This window comes from Synechococcus sp. GEYO (genome assembly GCF_900473955.1).
In the GTDB taxonomy this organism is placed as follows: Bacteria; Cyanobacteriota; Cyanobacteriia; order PCC-6307; family Cyanobiaceae; genus Synechococcus_C.
On record NZ_UCNL01000008.1, the window covers coordinates 480,275 to 498,499 of the forward strand.

Genomic DNA, 18,225 nt, shown 5'->3' on the forward strand with positions numbered 1-18,225 from the left:
AGGATCAATCAGGCAGACCGCCTTCATCGACATGACCCAGACGCAATCGCAGGCCGTTGAGCCCTGCGCAGTGGATCTCACTGTTTCAGAGCTTCCTATACCAACAGCCGAGGCCGCAGAACAGGATCTGTTCACCACCGTGATTGAACCGAGCGGGGACGACGAATCCGGCGCAGACCCAAGCACTGAGGAGACCAAACCATCGGGCTTTGCTGGTTTCGGATTCAGCGAAGCACTGCTGAAGACCCTTGATGACAAGGGCTACAAGGAACCATCCCCGATTCAAAAAGCAGCAATTCCAGAACTGATGCTGGGCCGCGATCTGGTCGGCCAAGCTCAGACCGGCACAGGCAAGACCGCTGCCTTTGCGCTGCCTCTACTGGAACGCCTTGAGGGGCGTAGCAATCAGCCGAGGGTGCTGGTGCTCGCACCCACTCGTGAACTGGCGATGCAAGTTGCCGACTCCTTCAAGGCTTACGCCGCCGGACATCCCCATCTGAATGTGCTGGCGATATACGGAGGATCAGATTTCAGATCGCAGATTCACGCCCTCAAGCGTGGTGTGGATGTGGTGGTCGGGACTCCTGGCCGCGTGATGGACCACATGCGCCAGGGAACACTGAATACCTCAGGACTGCGCAGTCTGGTGCTGGATGAAGCCGACGAGATGCTGCGAATGGGCTTCATCGACGATGTGGAGTGGATTCTTGAGCAACTGCCTGAAGAGCGCCAGGTGGTGCTGTTCTCAGCAACGATGCCGAATGAGATCCGTCGTCTCTCGAAGCGCTATCTGAGCGAACCAGCAGAGATCACCATCAAGACCCAAGACCGTGAAGCCAAACGAATCCGTCACAGATCCATCACCCTTCAGAACAGTCACAAACTCGAGGCCTTGAATCGGGTCCTGGAGGCTGTAACCGGGGAAGGCGTGATCATTTTCGCCCGCACCAAGGCCATCACTCTCACCGTTGCTGAGTCCCTGGAGGCGTCAGGTCATGATGTGGCGGTTCTCAATGGCGATGTTCCGCAAAACCAGCGCGAACGCACGGTTGATCGCCTTCGCAAGGGCACGGTGAACATCCTCGTCGCCACAGACGTGGCAGCCCGTGGTCTTGATGTGGACCGGATTGGGCTGGTGATCAACTACGACATGCCATTCGACAGCGAGGCATACGTGCACCGCATCGGGCGCACAGGTCGAGCAGGCCGCACAGGCGAAGCCATTTTGTTCATCACGCCTCGGGAACGTCGCTTTGTCGGCAACCTCGAACGGGCGGTGGGTCAGGCCATTGAACCGATGGACATTCCCAGCAATGCCGAAATCAACGAGAGCAGGTTGAATCGGCTGCGTAGCCGCCTCAGTCAGGCTGCTGTAGCCGAAAGCGACGAAGAAACCACCCTGCTACAGGAGCTGATTCAAAGGGTGGGCCAGGAGAACGAGCTGAGCATGGAGCAACTGGCAGTGGCAGCCCTAAAGCTTGCAGTGGGTGATCAACCGCTGCTGGTGCAGGGTGACGAAGGCTGGCTCAAGACACCTGCTCGCGCCGATCGTCGCGATGATCGGCGCGATCCACGCGGTCGCGATCGTCGCCGCGTCGATCGAGAGTCACGCCCTCCTGAGGACAACATGATGCGCTACAGGGTTGAGGTGGGTTATCGCGACCGGGTCAAACCGGGGAACCTCGTCGGCGCTATCGCCAATGAATCAGGCCTGCAGGGGCGAATGATCGGAAGAATTCAGATCTTTGATGCGCATAGTCTTGTGGATCTTCCCAAAGGCATGCCTGAGGATGTGTACAACGCTCTTCGCAGACTGAAAGTCATGAACCGAGAGCTGCAGATCACTCCAGCCTCCTGACCCTGATGGTCGGCCGCCTTTGTTTGATCAGCATGGCACTCGCCACGCTGATCCCAGTCTGCGGGCCCGCACACTCCGTGGAAGCTGAAAACAAGATCACTCAGCTTTGCCTTGCGGGCTTCAAGACGGCCATGATTCAGGCCGGCAAAGTGCCGCCAAAGGGGATGGGAGATTTCACCTGTGACTGTTTTCTCAGAGAAATGAACAAGGGCAATTCAATTCAGTGGCAATCTCTGCTGAGCACCATTGAATCGGCACAGGAAACCTGCAAACAACAGGCAGCGAAACGCTTCAAGATCTGAATTCCAGCCAAAGTTGGTCGGGGTGCCTCCCCAAAGCTGAACTGTTGATCGGTGTGCTTTGAACTTGACCCGCAAACCGCCTATACCTCTATCAACAAGCTCCAACTGGAATTCGACGCTTTTTTCGCGTCTCTTTCCTGTCCAGGCTGTAGCGTGTAACAGCATCAGCATTATCGTTCGGCTCTGATCGGCTCGCTCCCCCAGGCTTCAGCTTCTCGGCTACAGCATCAAGGACTTTCCAATTCGGACCACGGCTTCACTGATCAAATGTCCATCGGTCCCAAAAGGAAATGACCATCTACATCGGCAATCTCTCCTTCCAGGCTGAGCAGGAAGATCTGCTTGACCTGTTCAGCCAGTACGGCGAAGTGAAGAGCGCCAGCCTTCCTCTCGACAGAGAGACAGGTCGCAAGCGCGGCTTCGGCTTCATTGAAATGAACACCGACGAAGACGAACAGAAAGCAATCGACGACCTCCAAAATGTCGAATGGATGGGTCGGATGATCCGTGTCAATAAAGCCACACCCCGTGAGCGTGGCGGCGGCGGTGGCGGCGGTGGCCGCGGTGGCTATGGCGGCGGCGGCGGCGGCGGCCGTGATGGCGGTGGCGGTGGCTACGGCGGCGGTGGCGGAAATCGCTGGTGATCAACGCCTTGGAGCCGGCTCAGAGAGCTGGCTCCTGCTCTAAGCCGTCCAGCCACTGATCACGCTGAAGAGCACGCCGTTGTAGGCGCTTACTCACGTCCAGTCGTTGATATCCACCCCATTCAGCTTGAGCGTCCGTAATCCTGCTGCGCAGGGTCTGCAGATGACGGTGTGCCAAATACCGATGGAATCGGTTCAGCGCGCGTGAACGGGTCATGCAACCTCCTCGTTCTCCTTTCATGGTCTAGCTCGGCTGTGAATGGACTCAAGCAACTGCTCAACACAACGCTTGAATAAGACAGTGAGCACGCCGAACGGATGCCCAATTCCAAGCCCCATGCCAGTGAGCAGGCGCCTCTGATTCGTTTGTTTCAGCATCTGCGCCCTTACCGCAGCAGGGTTTGGTGTGCGGCCAGTTGCTCGGTGATCAACAAAATCTTCGATCTGGCACCACCGGTGCTGATCGCGCTCGCTGTGGATGTCGTTGTTCAGCAGGACACGTCATGGCTTGCTCAGCTCGGCGCCACCACGGTGCTCAGTCAGTTGATCGTGCTGGCAGTGCTGTCGTTCCTGGTCTGGACGGCTGAATCCTTTTTTGAGTATCTCTATGGCCTGCTCTGGCGCAACCTCGCCCAAAGCGCTCAACACAGCCTTCGTCTTGAGGCCTATGACCATCTCCAGAAACTGGAGATGGACTTCTTCGAACACGACAGCAGCGGACGGTTGCTCACGGTGCTCAACGATGACATCAATCAGCTTGAGCGATTTCTGAACCATGGAGCAAATGAAATCTTGCATCTCATCACCACGGTGCTGCTGGTGGGTGGTTTGATGACGATGTTGGCTCCAGGTGTGGCGCTTTTTGCCTTCTTGCCCATCCCAGTCATTCTTTGGGGCTCGCTGAATTTCCAGCGCCGGCTCGCCCCACGCTATGGCGATGTACGCCGCCGAGCAGGAGATATGGCCTCCAGACTCACCAACAACATTGGAGGCATGCTCACCATCAAAAGCTTTGCCCAAGAGAAATGGGAGATTGAGCAGCTACGCAGGGAAAGTGATGCCTACAGGGAGTGCAACCGCCATGCCATCAGGATCTCTGCCGCTTTCATTCCACTGATCCGTTTCGCCATTCTGTTTGCATTTCTGGCCATTCTGCTTGTCGGGGGGATTCAGGCCAGGAATGGCTTGATCGCAGTTGGTACTTACAGCTTTCTTGTCTTCATCACCCAGCGGTTGCTCTGGCCGCTCACCACTCTCGGCCGCACACTGGACGACTACCAACGCTCCATGGCCTCTACGAATCGGGTGCTTGATCTGATCGACACACCAATCCAGATCGCTGGTGGAAGCTGCCGTCTCGCCCCTGAGCAAGTGCGTGGTGACATCCGCTATGAGCTAGTCGATTTTGCCTATCGGAATCGCCCGGCTCTGCTGAACCAATTCAACCTGACCATTCCCGCGGGAAAAACCCTGGGAATTGTCGGAGCCACCGGTTCAGGCAAAAGCTCTCTGGTGAAACTGTTGCTGAGGCTTTATCCACTCAATGGAGGGAGAATTTTCCTGGATGACATCCCCATTGAGCAGCTAAGGCTCGATGATCTCCGGCGTTCAATCGCCCTCGTTAGTCAGGACGTCTACCTTTTTCATGGCAGTGTCGGCGAGAACATCGCCTATGGAGCAGCTAACGCCTCTCCAGAGGAAGTGCTCGTCGCCGCACGAGAGGCCGAAGCGCTCGAGTTCATCCAGGCACTGCCGGAACAGTTCGACACGATCGTGGGCGAGAGAGGGCAACGGCTCTCTGGAGGGCAGCGCCAACGGATCGCATTGGCGAGAGCGATTCTGAAAAACGCACCTGTATTGATTCTCGATGAAGCAACGGCGGCAGTTGATAACGACACCGAAGCCGCGATCCAGCGTTCACTCATGCGGATTACCGCGAACCGCACCACACTGGTGATTGCTCATCGACTCAGCACAGTTCGACATGCTGATCGCATCGTTGTCATGGATCAGGGTTGCATCATGGAGGATGGCACCCATGAACAACTGCTGCATCAAGCTGGTGTCTATGCCGATCTCTGGCGCGTTCAGGCCGGACTTCGCCACGATGAAGCCCTGATTCTTTGATGGTCCACCTGCTCGCTGCGGCGTCACCGGGGTTCACATCGCTGTCCCATCTGGCACATCAGCCAATGGGCAGCTTTGCCTTGCTCGTTGCACTGGCAATGCTGGTTCCACCCCTATTCAGGAGAACGGGTCTTCCCGATCTCGTCGGCCTGCTGCTCGCGGGCGTGCTGATGGGCCCCAGCGCTCTCAATCTTCTGCAGCCAGACGGTGAGACCCTTCAACTCGTCTCTGACATCGGCGCGATCTACCTCCTGTTCATCGTGGGCCTGGAGATTGATCTCGATGAATTCAACCGTGTTCGCAGTCGATCTCTGACCACTGGAATTCTCCATTTTGTCGGTGGCATGACAACCGGGGGAGCCATTGGACTCCTACTCGGCTATCCACTGGTGCCCTGTCTGCTGATCGGGAGCCTGATTGCAACGCATACCCCTTTGGGCTACCCAATCGTGCGCAGTTATGGAGCACAGCGAGATGAAGCTGTCGTGGTCAGCGTTGGCAGCACCATCCTCACCGATATCGCCTCTCTGGTTGTGCTTGCGATCGCGATCGGTCTTGGCAAGCAGTCCTTTTCGCTCACCAATCTGGCCGGCCTGATCGCCAGCGTCTCCATCTTTGCCGTGGCCGTTGTCACGATCATTCGCAAGGTCGGAAGCAGGATCTTCCGCGGAAGCATCAACGACGAAAGCAGGATCTTCCTCACCATCCTGCTCATCCTGTTCATCGCTTCGATTGGAGCGGAGCTTGCCGGGGTGGAAAAAATCGTGGGGGCCTTTCTGGCGGGGCTGGCGGTGAACTCCGTTTTACCGGAGGGCAAGTCAAAACAGCAGGTAATTCTGGTTGGTGCGGCTCTGTTCATCCCCATCTTTTTCATTCACCTCGGCCTCCTGCTTGATCTGAACAGCCTCAAAAACTCCATGACCCATTTTGAGCTGCCTGTTCTGATGGTGATCGGAGTGATCAGCTGCAAAGGCGTGGTGAGCCTGATTGCAGGTCGAGCCTTCCGGTACAACGGCAACCAAATTGTGATGATGTGGTCGCTGGCCATGCCACAGGTCGCCGCAACACTGGCCACAGCATTCATTGGCTACGAAGCTGGATTGCTCGACCAAACGGTGCTGAATGCCGTTCTTGCCATGATGGTGGTGACCGCAACCCTCGGACCAATCCTCACCGCACGTTCCGTCAGGCAGTTGGTGGAACCGAAACGAACACGACGCAACGGCGCAGAGCTTGGCGAGCAGGCCTTGTCAGGTGATCACACTCCTCTCGATGTGGTCAGCCGTCCTTTAACCATCGTCGTTCCGATCGCGAATCCTTCCACGGAACAGGGGCTTTTGAGCATTGCGTCTCGGCTGCTAAGTGGCAGTGCCGAAATGCAGGGTCAATTACTGCCGCTGGCTCTGGTCTGTCCCAGTCTTGAAGAAGCGCGGGGGGGATTGAATCGTGCCGTGGCATCTGCCAGGGAACGACTGTCCCAGGCTGCGACTATTGGCAAGCAGCTCAAGGTCAAAACCCGCTGCCTGCTTCGACTGGATGAAGACATTGCAGGCGGAATGAGTCGCAGCGCCCTGGAACAGGGTGCTGATCTGTTGATGATTGGAGCGGGACGACCGGACAAGGTGAGGCGCTGGTTTTTTGGTGACCTCGTGGACGGGGTCTGCCGCAGCGCACACTGCCCCGTTGTTGTGGTCAACCTGGCCGATCGCCCGGTCGAAACCCTTCAACGCATTCTTGTACCCATCAAAGACCTCTCCGCCAGCGCCCGCGAACAGTTTGAGCTTGCCCAACGGCTTCTCGCGAGCCAGTCCAGCGAGCAAGGCCTGATCACGCTTTTACACATTGTTGATCCTCGACTCAATCGATCTGAACGCATCCGAATCGAACATGAACTGCGTCGCTGGCAACCCCGCGACAGCTTGGGCGCCGTCATTCGGATTCAGCTCTCGTCCGGACCTGGGGTTGAAACCAAGATCGAACGCAGCAGCCGCGATCACGATCTGGTGATCTTGCGTTCTCAGCGCCGTCAGGTCGCAGGTTTACCCATTCCGGCAAGTGATCGAACCAGCAATCTGGTGTCTCTGATGAATTGCGCTTCGATGGTGATCAGCGAACCCTTGACCTGAACCAAGTCAACCAAGAAATGATTAAGAAATGGAGATTTAGGCCTTAAAGTGCGCCAATGGATGATGCGAGAAAAGTTCAGCCAAAAACTTTAATCCTCTCAGCCATTGTGGGGCTGACAGGGGGTTTTTTGCTGGCGATTCCGCTCAGTCGTTCGCTCATGCCTGAATCTGAGGCTCCTCTTCTGCTGCCCTTCAGCAATCCCTTTTCAGCCTGGTCAGTCTTTGACAACCGCGAGATTCTCGTGCTTGGCATTGATGATGGTGGCGGCAACACCGATGCGATCTTCACGTTGAAAGTGGAAGGAGGACGCACCTCCATCACTCAGATCCCAAGAGATAGCTACATCGATTCCCATAGCTTCGGGCCTGTCAAGGCCAATGCTCTTTACGCCTACGGGGGGCATGAAGCCGTCAAGGCTGAGTTATCCAGGCTGATGGGTCGACCGATCGACCATCACATCCTTGTGAACCTCAATGGAATCAGAACACTCAGTGATCTGGTCGGAGGCGTTGAGGTCGATGTCCCGAAACGCCTTTACTACCGAGACAACAGTCAGGGGCTGCTGATTGATCTGCAACCCGGACCTCAGCTGCTCAAAGGTCATGACCTTGAGGGATTCCTGCGCTGGAGACACGATGAGGAAGGAGACTTGGGTCGTCTAGCGCGACAGCAGCTTGTGCTGAAAAGCCTGTTCAGCCGACTGACCCGGCCTGAACATCTTGTGAAACTGCCCGCCCTGATCAAAGAAGCCGGCAACAACCTTGAAACCGATCTCGGCGCCATGGAGCTGGGCGGATTGATTACGGCGATGGGGCTGACGGAACTGGAAACCGAACGTCTTGATGCACGCCCCTTCTATCGGAATGGCATCAGTTATCTCGACACTGAATGGCCTGCGCAACAGAGCGGTGGTGATGCCAGTGAATCCAGCAGCTGGCGCTACCGCTTCCTCTACTGACGTGTATCAGTTTTATTCTCAAACGATAACTGACTGCAATTCATAAAAATCATACATCCGCAAATTCTTTGATCTCGATCAAAGCCGAAATCAAATCGTTATTTTTACTCATTAAGCTTTGCGAGGAATAAGAAGACCTTGTTACCTTCTTCCAAAGATTAGGTTCGTCAATATTACGAACAGAACTTTTCTCAAAGCATCCATGCCTAAAGGGGATTAATTTCAGGCCTTAGTCAGCCAAGGCTTTAGGCCACAAAGAAATCAAGAAGACTGCAACGGCAGAGCCAATGAAAGATTCGCAGAAACGCAACAACGCGTTCAGCGCTGGGTTCAGCGCCGGATTCAGACTTGCAGTCACCATGACCACGAGCACTGTAATAGCCGAAAGCCTCATCCAGCTATTCATATTCAAAGAAGTGCAAATAAGCGATGAAAAGAAAATCGATACACCCATTCCAACCGCATGAAACGGAAAGAGAAAGAGATAAAGAGCACTAATGGCAGCTCCCAAAGCTGTTCCAATAATCCTCAACCAAGCAGAGTCAGCGGTATCTTTTTTGCTTACTTGAACTACTATGACAGCCGAAATCGCTGACCAGAGGCCTCCTATTTTCGGGAAATAACCTGGAAACAAAGCAGTAAAACGCAAGCCGATCCAATACGCCAAGAGAGCGACAAGAGCGATCTGAAAAGAGATCAAAAGCTCTTTTCGGCTGATTTGGCGCCTTCCACTCGTTTTGATCATCTTTTAATAATCAAGGAAACGATACTTGGCGTTCAATAAAGATTGAAGCCAGTTAGGACTCGTCAAATAGCCCCATACTTGAAGAACAAGGAATGAAAGAGAATTGCAGGTCCTCAGATCAACAGCGTGAACGAACTGATCACTGATTCGAACAGTCCCTGCACCTTCGACCAGCGATCTTCATTGGTGCTGGTCGCAAGGGTGTAGAGGCGACCGCGATCGACCACCACTGTGGCCAGCTCATGGCGATCGCGGTCTTCTAGATGCACGGCATATTCCAGGTCGTAGAAGACATGACCATCGGAATCACGCTCACGGGCTTCAATCAACTCAGCATTCCGCCCACTGCCATCAGGAGCGATCACCTCGCGCCGCAACCGCTCGCCAACTGCTACAGCACTGCCGAGTGTCTCAAGGTCTTCATCGGCGTCGACCTCAGAGACCACCAGACTCACAGTCTCATCACTGTGGATCAGGTCGTGAAACACGACTGCGGGCCCACCGGTCACCGCAACTCGTGTCCAGCCGGTGGGGTATAGAAAGGCATAACGGCCATCGGGACTCTTGAAGGAGTTGAGGCCGGCGCTGGCTCCGCCGCAGGCGCTGAGCATGAGCACACAAAGCAGAACGAGCAGTGACCGGAGTGGTTGACGCAGCAATGAACCCATTGAAGAACTTGAATTGAAGTTGACCGAATGCGCGCCATTCTGCCCGCACCATCACCTGATTAGATTTTCGCCACTTGCCTCAGTGTTCTGAGCGGATTCACCCGACCCCTCGCTCGTCTGATCGACCAGTTCGAGCGACTTCCGGGGATTGGACCCCGCACCGCGCAGCGACTTGCCCTGCATCTGCTCAGGCAACCGGAAGAGCAGATCCGCAGTTTCGCGGATGCCCTGCTGGCCGCACGCACCCAGGTCGGACAATGCCAGACGTGCTTTCACCTCAGCGCTGATCCCGTCTGTGAGATCTGCCGCAACGAAGAGCGTTCCAACGGCCAGATCTGTGTGGTCGCTGATTCACGCGATCTGCTCGCTCTCGAACGAACCCGGGAATTCAGCGGCCGTTATCACGTGCTGGGAGGGCTGATCTCTCCCATGGATGGAATTGGGCCCGATCTGCTGCAGATCAGCAGCCTGGTGAAGCGAGTGGCCGCCGACGACGTGGAGGAAGTGATTCTGGCCCTCACCCCCAGCGTGGAAGGCGACACCACAAGCCTCTACGTGGCCAGGTTGCTCAAACCGTTCACAAGGGTCAGCCGGATTGCATACGGACTCCCAGTGGGCAGTGAACTTGAGTACGCCGACGATGTAACTCTCAGTCGTGCACTTGAGGGTCGACGCGACGTGGACTGATCTTTGCTGCTGACTGCAGCGATTCGATCGATGACGGGTGTGGAGTCGGCCATCAGGTTCTCCCTTTCTGGAAATGGAGCCACCCTGAAAGAAGACCCGTGCATCGGCGTGCGCAAGACCAGCCGCTTTTCCTCCATCCAGCCGCATGAGCGGTTACCAGAGTGGCTGCGTCGCCCCCTGGGAGAGGCCTCCGCGATCGAACGCGTTCAGGGGCTGGTGAAGTCCAATGCCCTTCACACCATCTGTGAGGAAGGGCGCTGCCCGAACAGAGGGGAGTGCTACGCCGCAGGCACCGCCACATTCCTGCTGGGGGGGTCGATCTGCACGCGCAGCTGCGCGTTCTGCCAGGTGGGAAAAGGTCGCGCACAGGCCGTCAACCCGCTCGAAGCGGAGAAAGTTGCCGATGCCGTGGAAGCAATGGGGCTGCGATACGTCGTGCTCACCGCCGTTGCACGCGATGACCTCGATGACCATGGGGCCTGCCTGTTCACCTCTGCCATGACTGCAATCAGGGCCAGAAATCCCTTGATAGCCATCGAGGTGTTAACTCCGGATTTCTGGGGAGGGCACGCCGACTCACGGCGAGCCGTCACCGCTCAACGTGAGCGGTTGGCAACAGTACTGAAAGCTGCGCCGGTGTGTTTCAACCACAACCTCGAAACCGTCAAACGCCTACAGCGGGAGGTTCGCAGGGGAGCCACCTTTGAGCGATCGCTTGGCCTGCTGGCCGCCGCGCGAACACTGGCACCGGAGATTCCAACCAAGAGCGGCCTGATGCTGGGGCTGGGAGAAAGCAGGGATGAAGTCATCGAAACCATGCGCGACCTGCGTGCCGTTGATTGCCAGCGGCTCACCATCGGGCAATACCTGCGCCCATCGCTGGCCCACATTCCAGTCGATCGCTACTGGCATCCCGATGAATTCGAAGATCTGGGATCCGTTGCTCGCGAGCTCGGCTTCGCTGTGGTGAGGAGTGGGCCTCTAGTGCGCAGCAGCTACCACGCAGCGGACTGACGCCAACGCGTCAGAGCCCTCTCCCGCACCTGATCGCAGTCTCCAAGCATCAGTGCTCCAGCACCGCCCCAGACCATACGCAGCGGCAGATCCCAGAGAGCGGCCTGCACCTCGCGCACGGATTCAAACCCACGACACCTGAAATAACGCACAAGCCGTTGATGCTGTCGTTCGTCATCACGAATGGCCAGCAGCCTTGCCTGTCGGCAAGGGGTTGCCTCAACCGCCCAGGCCATGGTCGCCGCCCAGATGAGATCACCGCAACCAGCAGGAGCAGCCGGCAGCACGCGCATCGTATCCAGTTGCAATCCACGGGGACCGCTGTAAGCCCAGGCTTTCATCTCGCCGAGAAGCTGCAGTCGTTCCGACTGTGAACGAGCCACCACAAGCCGCAGACTCCACAGCCCCAGAGGGCGGCCGACTTGAAGTCTCAGCAGTAGGCCCCGTTGACGGGCCTCCATTTCCAGTTGATCCAGCATCACCGCTCCGAATCGAGGTATGGAGCCGCATCGACAACAGCCTCAATCGGCAATAGCCCATAAAGGTGCGGAAACAACTCTCCGCTTGGAATCGCATCGGCACGCAGAGGGGCGGTCAGCCGCGCCGCATCAATCGTGAGCAAGACCACAGACTCCGCATCCGCATAGAAGCGCTCAAAGGTGACAGCCACTTGTTCACGCCAAGACAGATGAATGAATCCCACCTGGTCAAGTCGCAGTCCTCGGGTGGACATGTCGTACTGACCCGACACGTTTGCAACTTTCCAGTCCTCAGCCAGCGCCAGATGAAACAAGGGTTGGTCAACTGGAACGTCGACGGCATCAGCGGGAAACAGGGGCTGAAGTCCCCCGGGATGCCAGGGATCAGCCCTCTGCATGAGGCGCTCAAAATCAGGATCTTGCAGAAAACGCCTCAACCAACCATGCAGCGGCTTCAGGGATTGATCAGCGTCAAATCCCTCAGGATCAGCAATGCGCCACTGACGCACAAACGGCCACAGTGCGACATCAGCGAGGGAACAGCTGGCATCCACAAGCCAGCCTCCACAGTCAGCGATCTGATCCGACCAACTCCGCAACACCTCCAACCCCTGCTGTTGATGGTCTTGTTTCGACTGTCCCGGATATCGATCGGTGTATTTGAAACGGTCGAGATGGTGTTTAAAGGTCGTGTCGTTGAGCTCAATCAGCTGCTGGATGCTGTCCTGCGTTTTGCCAGAACGCTGCCGGCGGAGATCGCACGGATCAGCCTGCTTGAGTGCCCAGTGCATCACCGCAAGACTTTCATCGATCACTGTGCCATCAGCGAGAACCAAAACCGGCACCGTTGCTTTCGGAGATGCCTCAAGCATCGGCGCTGGTTTGTCCTTGAGTTCAACTTCCCTCCATTGGACAAGCTGGCCTGCCTGCAACAAAGCCCAGCGTGCGCGCATCGCATAGGGACAGCGACGAAAGCTGTAAAGAACAGGCCGTGCTGCGCTCATCCGTGAGTGTCGGGACGTGATTGCCAGCCGGAAGATTGCGAAAGGACGCCTTGTCTGAGCTGGCTCTGCCGCATCGCGAAGCGTGCCCTGTCGTCATCCGTAAAACGATCCCTGCACTGCAGACACTGCACCCCGGGGATGTAACTCTCCAGTTGCCTCTGTTCCGGCGTCAGCGGCAGACCACAGGCATGGCACAAGCTGTGCTGGCCAGGCTCGAGCTGATGGTTGAGGGCGACTCGCTGATCAAACACGAAACACTCTCCCTCCCAGCGGCTTTGCTCTTCAGGCACCTGCTCCAGGTAGTTGAGAATGCCGCCCTGAAGATGATGAACCTCGGGGAATCCCCGCTGTTGCAGAAAGCTGCTGGCCTTCTCACAACGAATTCCACCGGTACAGAACATGGCGATGCGCGCCGGAGACGTGCGCTCTACCAGAGGACGGAGATGCTGTTCCACCCAGTCAGGAAAATCCCGGAAACTGTCCGTTGCTGGATCCAGAGAACCCACAAAACTGCCGACGGCCACCTCATAGGCATTGCGGGCGTCGATGACCAGCGTGTCGGGATCATCCACGAGCGCATTCCAATTGCGAGGGTCCACGTAGGTCCCCACATTGCGGCGGGGGTCAGCACAAGGCTGTCCCAGGCTCACAATCTCGCGCTTGCGACGGGCCTTGAAACGACGGAACGCCTGGCGGCTACATCGGCTCCGCTTCACCTGAAGGCGCTCGAAATGGGCATCCCCAAGTGTGATCCTGCTGCGCAAGCACTTCAGGATTGCGGTCACGCCCTGGTCGGGTCCGCTGATCGTGCCATTCACACCTTCTGGTGCCAGCAACACAGAACCAACAACCTGTTCCCGAAAGGCCAGTTCAGGCAGATCTGTCAGCAACGACTCCAATGCAGCAGGTGAAAGCGACGTGAAGGCGTAAAACGCTGCCACGAGAAACGATGGGCTGTCGGCTTGCGCCGCCGTCATGCCGCTGCTGTCTCCTGTTCTGGCTGCTGCTCGAGTGCCTCCTGTTCCTGCCAGCTGGCCTGAACCCCGGCAGCTTCCAGCAGAGCCCGGTCGGCATCCACAGCAGGGTTACCAGTTGTCAGCAAGGTATCACCGTAAAAAATCGAATCCGCACCTGCTTGAAGGCAGAGGATCTGAGCTTCCCGATTGAGTTCTTCTCGACCAGCGCTCAGTCGTACACGGCTGAACGGCATCAGGATTCTGGCAACGGCCACCATCCGGACCAACTCAAGCGGATCAACGGTGGGCAAACCTTCCAGGGGTGTTCCCTCGACAGCCACCAAACCATTGATCGGGACACTTTCCGGATGTGGGTCAATGCAGGCCAGAACCCGCAGCATCGAGGCACGGTCGCGAAGCGTTTCGCCCATGCCGATGATTCCACCGCAGCAGAGCGTCACTCCGGCACGACGCACGCGTTGCAGTGTTTCCAGCCTCTCCTCATAGGTTCGGGTGGTGATGATCCGGTCGTAATGCTCCGGACTGGTGTCGAGGTTGTGGTTGTAGGCCGTGAGTCCTGCTTCGGCCAGACGCTCCGCCTGCGTATCGGTGAGCATTCCTGCAGTGACACAAGCTTCAAGACCCAGCTCACGCACCCCTCGAACCATCCTCAGCATCGACTCAAAGGCAGGTCCTTCACGGATCTCCCTCCAGGCCCAGCCCATGCAAAAGCGATCGGCACCGGCAGCGGCCGCTGCTCGTGCCCTCTCCAGGACCGCCTTCACCTCCAGGTCGGCCTGACCACCCACATCACTGCTGTTGTACATCGACTGGGAGCAGTAGGCACAGTCCTCCTCGCAGCCTCCGGTCTTGACGCTCAACAATGAAGCCAGCTGAACCCGGTACCCAGGATTGGCGGCCCGGTGCACGCTTTGGGCGCGCCAGAGCAAATCCATCAGAGGCAGGTCAAGCAGGGCTTGGATCTCCTCAAGCGTCCAGTCGTGGCGTAGGTCCACCGTGTCCGTCATTGAACCAGCCACCATTGCTGCTGCACTCAGGATCCCAGAGCGTGGGGCTCCATGGACTGAAGCCCACCAAAACGTCGCTGACGGCTCTGGTAATCCTGCAGTGCGAGCTGGAGAGCCTCAGCATCGAAATCCGGCCAGCAAAGATCGGTGACATGAATCTCGGCATAGGCCAGCTGCCAGAGCAGGAAATTACTGATCCGCCGCTCGCCACTGGTACGAATCAGCAGATCCGGATCAGGCTCGCCCGCCGTGAACAACTCTGCGGCCAGGGCATTTTCATCGATTTGCGATGGCTCCAGCTCTCCACGAGAAACGCGCTCCGCCAGACGCTGGCTGGCACGCACCAACTCACGACGACCTCCATAATTTGTGCAGACGTTGAAGTGAATGCCGCTGTTTGCGGATGTCCGCTGCGTGGCCTCAGCGATCAGTGCCTGGAGCTTGACCGGCAATGCGTCCAGGTCTCCAAGGAAGCGAATTCGCACCTGTTCCTGCTCAAGCGCCTGCAGTTCTCTCTGCAGAACGCTTTCAAACAGAGTCATCAAAAAATTCACCTCGTCCCCTGGCCGAGACCAGTTCTCGGTGGAGAAGGCATAGGCAGTGAGTGCTTCAACCCCCCAGTCGCTGCAATGCCGGAGGGTGGACTTGAGCGCCTCGACACCGGCCCTGTGTCCCATGACCCGTGGCAGGCCACGAGCTTTGGCCCAGCGTCCGTTGCCGTCCATGATCACGGCGACATGGCCAGGCATCCTGCGTGGATCCAGTGCTTCAGGACAGCACCGTGGTGCAGCTAGATCAGTACTGACGGCCAGTCGTTGGCTCAAGGCAAGGAATCCTTAGTGCCTGAACTCACGCTACGCGGAGATGGTGATTTCACAGGCGCGGTCGACACAGACGCGGCAATCAACTCGGTGAGCAGATCCTGCAAACGTGAACTGGTGATCGGACGTTCCAGACGTCCCTGGTTGGCCAGTGACAGGGTTCCGGTCTCCTCGGAAATCACCACGCAGATGCAGCGATCAAAGCGTTCAGTGATCCCCAGAGCGGCCAGATGACGGGTGCCGTAGCGACTGATGCCCTGCCGTGACAGCGGCAGAATCACCCCCGCAGAGATGATGCGGCTGCCCTTAAGCACGACGGCACCGTCGTGAAGAGGCGTATCGGAAGCGAACAGATTCAACAGCAGTTCGCTGCTCAGCTGGGCATCAATGGTGATCCCCGGGTTGAGGAAGTCTTCCGGTCTTAGATCACTGCCGAGATCGACAACGATCAGGGCTCCTCGACGACTCTTGGAGAGACGGCCTGCCGCGTCGGTGAGCTGAGCCACGGTGCTGGCAGTCGCTCTCATTTTGCTTTGGGGATTCCCCAGCAACACAGCAAGACGGCCCGTGCCGAGCAGTTCCATCAACCGACGCAACTCTCCTTGCCAAAGGATGGCGAGCGACAGTGAGCAAGCCAGAACCAACGCATCAATCAGCGTTGAGGTGAGTGGAAGATTGAAAAAGCGCTTGACGAACCAAGCAAGCGCCACAAGTAAGAGATATCCACGCAACAACCAGAGCGTGCGTTGCTCATTAACCCTGGTGAAGAGCAGAAAGCCGAGGAGAGAAGCGCAGAGAACGTCGAGAAGAAGGCGCAGTTGCAACACCTCCAACACCTTCTCCTTCGCCCTTTAGTGTTCTCAGTTTACAGAGCGCAACCGTTCAGGCATCAGGTCGTAACGCAGCAGATCTTCCGGCTGCTCTCGACGCTGAACCAGCTCAGCATCTCCTGCATGCACAAGCACCGCAGCTGGTCTTGGAATGCGGTTGTAGTTGGAACTCATAGACGCGTTGTAAGCCCCAGTGGCAAAGACCGCCAGGATTTCACCGCTGCTGCATCTGGGGAAGGCAAGATCCTTGAGCAGCACATCTCCCGACTCACAGTGTTTGCCCGCGAGAGTGACGGTCTCTTCAGCATTGGCCAGAGGGCGGTCCGCCAGACAAGTGGTGTAAAGGGATTGATAGGTGATTGGCCTGGGGTTGTCGCTCATACCCCCATCAACAGATAGATAAGTACGGATCCCCGGAACCACCTTGCGAGAGCCGACGGTGTAGATAGTCACTCCTGAAGTCGCAACCAGCGATCGGCCTGGCTCGCACAGCAAACGCGGCAACGCAAGATCTCTCTCTCTGCAGGCCGTTACGACGGCTTCAGCCACCACTTTCACCCAGGCATCGATCGACGGCGGATCGTCACTTTCCACGTAACGGATTCCCAGTCCACCACCAACATTTAGATCCCGAACGGGATGACCGAGCTCAAGGGCCAAACGCAGGGCATCCGCCATGACAGCAGCCAGGTCGCGGTGGGGCTCGAGCTCGAAAATCTGTGAACCAATATGGGCATGCAGGCCTTCAACCCTCGCCCAGGAACATCCCTGAAGCTTGCGGAGCACGGGCTCGAGCTGATCAGGATCAAAGCCGAATTTGCTGTCGAGGTGGCCGGTGCGGATGTACTCGTGGGTATGGCACTCAATACCAGGCGTGAAGCGAAGCATGAGGCGTACAGGCCGTCCTCCTTCCGGAACAATCGTCTGCAGGCAATCCAGGTCGTGCTGGTTGTCCGCAACAACCATCACGTCCTTGCTGTAGGCCAACTCAAGCTCTTCGACCGACTTGTTATTGCCATGCAGCACCATCCGTTCAGCAGGCATGCCGCCGTCGAGCGCCGTCATCAATTCACCCGCCGAGACGGCATCAAGCCCCAGACCCTCCGACGCCACAAGAGCCGTCAGAGCCATTGAACTGTTGGCCTTCGAGGCATAGATCGCCAGTGAGGGTCCTGGATAATGACGCTTCAGGGCATCGCGATAGGCCTGACAGGCCTTGCGGATGCTGGCTTCATCCAGCACATATAAAGGTGTTCCATAACGCTCGGCCAGCTCGCTGAGAACACAACCGCCAACGGCAAGACGTCCCTGATCGTCAAGTTCTGCGGTGATCGGCGCGAGATTGCGATTCGGGCTGTTCAGGTCACACCCTGATTCGTAGGGCTGTGGCATGGAGCGTCGAGGCGGTCGGACAGGCAATGTAAGGAGGCGCGTCGCCCAGGCAGTGCTGTTTTGGTTGGTGAAGTGCTGATCACGCCACGCAGACTGGGGCCGGATGACCTCAGCGGCTGCCTTCAGCTTGACCGGATTGCTTTGAAGGGGCTCTGGACGAAACAGCAGTGGGAGAGGGAGCTTTCAGACAACAACAGACTGGTGATGGGCATCGACGCAGAGGATCAAAGTCTGATCGCCATGGCCTCGGCATGGTTAGTGGTCGATGAACTGCAGATCACAGCAGTCGCAGTGGATCCGACTCACCAACGCTGTGGATTCGGCGCGAGGGTGCTGCAGGCGGTGATGGAACGGGCCACAGGCCTCGGAGCGATATCAGCAACCCTGGAGGTGGCATCAACGAATGCCGTAGCGCGAGCCTTTTACGCCCAGTGCGGATTTTCAACCACTGGTTGCAGAAGCAGTTACTACTCCAACGGCGACGATGCCCTGCTGCAGTCGCGATCAATCAGAAGGGGTAGGGATTTCCGCACTGATCAAACTGAATAAAGGAACACATTTCGGCATTGATTAATACTTTCTGGG

19 protein-coding genes are annotated in these 18,225 nt (G+C 57.2%); 9 read left to right on the top strand and 10 right to left on the bottom strand.

The window, feature by feature from the left end; all coding sequences use genetic code 11:
• The first annotated feature begins 31 nt into the window (after positions 1-31).
• From DXY37_RS09810 to DXY37_RS09820, 3 genes are all read left to right on the top strand, one after another.
• Positions 32-1,858 carry a DEAD/DEAH box helicase gene (locus tag DXY37_RS09810; protein WP_115126421.1) on the top strand — a complete coding sequence of 609 codons (1,827 nt, stop codon included), beginning with the start codon at positions 32-34 and terminating at the stop codon, positions 1,856-1,858.
• Between the two features lie 32 nt (positions 1,859-1,890).
• Positions 1,891-2,160: a hypothetical protein gene (locus DXY37_RS09815; RefSeq protein ID WP_115126545.1), complete on the top strand. Its 270-nt coding sequence runs from the start codon at positions 1,891-1,893 to the stop codon at positions 2,158-2,160.
• A gap of 290 nt (positions 2,161-2,450) precedes the next feature.
• Positions 2,451-2,804 (top strand): RNA-binding protein, encoded by a 354-nt coding sequence (locus tag DXY37_RS09820; RefSeq protein WP_115126422.1) that lies wholly within the window; start codon positions 2,451-2,453, stop codon positions 2,802-2,804.
• Between the two features lie 19 nt (positions 2,805-2,823).
• Here DXY37_RS09820 and DXY37_RS09825 read toward each other — a convergent pair whose 3' ends face one another.
• On the bottom strand, positions 2,824-3,021 hold the full coding sequence (locus DXY37_RS09825) for a hypothetical protein (protein WP_136975591.1): 198 nt from the start codon (positions 3,019-3,021) through the stop codon (positions 2,824-2,826).
• A gap of 101 nt (positions 3,022-3,122) precedes the next feature.
• On the opposite strand from DXY37_RS09825, the gene DXY37_RS09830 reads away from it, so the two are divergent.
• From DXY37_RS09830 to DXY37_RS09840, 3 genes are read left to right on the top strand one after another with little or no spacing between them, the layout of a single operon-like run.
• Positions 3,123-4,931, top strand: coding sequence for an ABC transporter ATP-binding protein (locus DXY37_RS09830; protein ID WP_115126424.1), 1,809 nt, complete (start codon positions 3,123-3,125; stop codon positions 4,929-4,931).
• A complete protein-coding gene (locus DXY37_RS09835; protein ID WP_115126425.1) occupies positions 4,931-7,057 on the top strand; it encodes a cation:proton antiporter in 2,127 nt (708 codons plus the stop codon). Before DXY37_RS09830 ends, DXY37_RS09835 begins: the two co-directional genes overlap by 1 nt.
• Before the next feature lie 56 nt (positions 7,058-7,113).
• Complete coding sequence (locus tag DXY37_RS09840) at positions 7,114-8,016, top strand: LCP family protein (protein ID WP_115126426.1); 903 nt, start codon at positions 7,114-7,116, stop codon at positions 8,014-8,016.
• A 229-nt stretch (positions 8,017-8,245) separates the two neighbouring features.
• On the opposite strand, the gene DXY37_RS09845 is transcribed toward DXY37_RS09840, so the two are convergent.
• Together DXY37_RS09845 and psbP are read right to left on the bottom strand one after the other, a co-directional pair.
• Complete coding sequence (locus tag DXY37_RS09845; protein ID WP_115126427.1) at positions 8,246-8,761, bottom strand: aromatic acid exporter family protein; 516 nt, start codon at positions 8,759-8,761, stop codon at positions 8,246-8,248.
• A gap of 113 nt (positions 8,762-8,874) precedes the next feature.
• Entirely contained in the window at positions 8,875-9,429 is a 555-nt protein-coding gene (gene psbP, locus DXY37_RS09850) for a photosystem II reaction center PsbP (protein WP_115126428.1), read from the bottom strand.
• Between the two features lie 117 nt (positions 9,430-9,546).
• Between psbP and recR the strand changes: the two genes are divergently transcribed.
• Positions 9,547-10,116, top strand: a complete 570-nt coding sequence (recR, locus tag DXY37_RS09855; RefSeq protein WP_304623071.1) for a recombination mediator RecR — start codon at positions 9,547-9,549, stop codon at positions 10,114-10,116.
• A gap of 3 nt (positions 10,117-10,119) precedes the next feature.
• Entirely contained in the window at positions 10,120-11,130 is a 1,011-nt protein-coding gene (lipA, locus tag DXY37_RS09860; RefSeq protein WP_371638079.1) for a lipoyl synthase, read from the top strand.
• On the opposite strand, the gene DXY37_RS09865 is transcribed toward lipA, so the two are convergent.
• The 7 genes from DXY37_RS09865 to lysA are packed head-to-tail and all read right to left on the bottom strand — an operon-like array spanning position 11,112 to position 17,640.
• The gene (locus tag DXY37_RS09865) at positions 11,112-11,609 is read right to left on the bottom strand and encodes a hypothetical protein (protein ID WP_115126430.1); all 498 of its coding nucleotides are present in this window, start codon (positions 11,607-11,609) and stop codon (positions 11,112-11,114) included. The genes lipA and DXY37_RS09865 overlap by 19 nt on opposite strands.
• Positions 11,609-12,613 (bottom strand): DUF952 domain-containing protein, encoded by a 1,005-nt coding sequence (locus DXY37_RS09870; RefSeq protein ID WP_115126431.1) that lies wholly within the window; start codon positions 12,611-12,613, stop codon positions 11,609-11,611. The genes DXY37_RS09865 and DXY37_RS09870 overlap by 1 nt, the downstream gene beginning before the upstream one ends.
• Positions 12,610-13,590, bottom strand: a complete 981-nt coding sequence (locus tag DXY37_RS09875; protein ID WP_115126432.1) for a rhodanese-related sulfurtransferase — start codon at positions 13,588-13,590, stop codon at positions 12,610-12,612. The genes DXY37_RS09870 and DXY37_RS09875 overlap by 4 nt, the downstream gene beginning before the upstream one ends.
• On the bottom strand, positions 13,587-14,597 hold the full coding sequence (gene bioB / locus DXY37_RS09880; protein ID WP_115126547.1) for a biotin synthase BioB: 1,011 nt from the start codon (positions 14,595-14,597) through the stop codon (positions 13,587-13,589). The genes DXY37_RS09875 and bioB overlap by 4 nt, the downstream gene beginning before the upstream one ends.
• A 26-nt stretch (positions 14,598-14,623) precedes the next feature.
• Positions 14,624-15,421 carry an isoprenyl transferase gene (locus DXY37_RS09885; RefSeq protein ID WP_115126433.1) on the bottom strand — a complete coding sequence of 266 codons (798 nt, stop codon included), beginning with the start codon at positions 15,419-15,421 and terminating at the stop codon, positions 14,624-14,626.
• Positions 15,418-16,251, bottom strand: a complete 834-nt coding sequence (gene cdaA / locus DXY37_RS09890) for a diadenylate cyclase CdaA (RefSeq protein ID WP_170951845.1) — start codon at positions 16,249-16,251, stop codon at positions 15,418-15,420. The genes DXY37_RS09885 and cdaA overlap by 4 nt, the downstream gene beginning before the upstream one ends.
• Before the next feature lie 27 nt (positions 16,252-16,278).
• Complete coding sequence (lysA, locus tag DXY37_RS09895) at positions 16,279-17,640, bottom strand: diaminopimelate decarboxylase (protein ID WP_115126435.1); 1,362 nt, start codon at positions 17,638-17,640, stop codon at positions 16,279-16,281.
• 60 nt (positions 17,641-17,700) lie between these two features.
• On the opposite strand from lysA, the gene DXY37_RS09900 reads away from it, so the two are divergent.
• The gene (locus DXY37_RS09900; RefSeq protein ID WP_244277035.1) at positions 17,701-18,189 is read left to right on the top strand and encodes a GNAT family N-acetyltransferase; all 489 of its coding nucleotides are present in this window, start codon (positions 17,701-17,703) and stop codon (positions 18,187-18,189) included.
• The last annotated feature ends 36 nt before the right edge of the window (positions 18,190-18,225 follow it).

Bases quoted from the DNA above. Each gene is read 5' to 3' on its own strand.
- DXY37_RS09820 (WP_115126422.1), top strand. From the start codon at position 2,451: ATGACCATCTACATCGGCAATCTCTCCTTCCAGGCTGAGCAGGAAGAT.
- DXY37_RS09870 (WP_115126431.1), bottom strand. From the start codon at position 12,613: ATGAGCGCAGCACGGCCTGTTCTTTACAGCTTTCGTCGCTGTCCCTAT.
- DXY37_RS09865 (WP_115126430.1), bottom strand. From the start codon at position 11,609: ATGCTGGATCAACTGGAAATGGAGGCCCGTCAACGGGGCCTACTGCTG.
- psbP (WP_115126428.1), bottom strand. From the start codon at position 9,429: ATGGGTTCATTGCTGCGTCAACCACTCCGGTCACTGCTCGTTCTGCTT.
- DXY37_RS09835 (WP_115126425.1), top strand. From the start codon at position 4,931: ATGGTCCACCTGCTCGCTGCGGCGTCACCGGGGTTCACATCGCTGTCC.
- DXY37_RS09840 (WP_115126426.1), top strand. From the start codon at position 7,114: ATGGATGATGCGAGAAAAGTTCAGCCAAAAACTTTAATCCTCTCAGCC.
- DXY37_RS09815 (WP_115126545.1), top strand. From the start codon at position 1,891: ATGGCACTCGCCACGCTGATCCCAGTCTGCGGGCCCGCACACTCCGTG.
- DXY37_RS09875 (WP_115126432.1), bottom strand. From the start codon at position 13,590: ATGACGGCGGCGCAAGCCGACAGCCCATCGTTTCTCGTGGCAGCGTTT.
- bioB (WP_115126547.1), bottom strand. From the start codon at position 14,597: ATGACGGACACGGTGGACCTACGCCACGACTGGACGCTTGAGGAGATC.
- DXY37_RS09825 (WP_136975591.1), bottom strand. From the start codon at position 3,021: ATGACCCGTTCACGCGCGCTGAACCGATTCCATCGGTATTTGGCACAC.
- DXY37_RS09830 (WP_115126424.1), top strand. From the start codon at position 3,123: ATGCCCAATTCCAAGCCCCATGCCAGTGAGCAGGCGCCTCTGATTCGT.
- DXY37_RS09845 (WP_115126427.1), bottom strand. From the start codon at position 8,761: ATGATCAAAACGAGTGGAAGGCGCCAAATCAGCCGAAAAGAGCTTTTG.
- lysA (WP_115126435.1), bottom strand. From the start codon at position 17,640: ATGCCACAGCCCTACGAATCAGGGTGTGACCTGAACAGCCCGAATCGC.
- DXY37_RS09810 (WP_115126421.1), top strand. From the start codon at position 32: ATGACCCAGACGCAATCGCAGGCCGTTGAGCCCTGCGCAGTGGATCTC.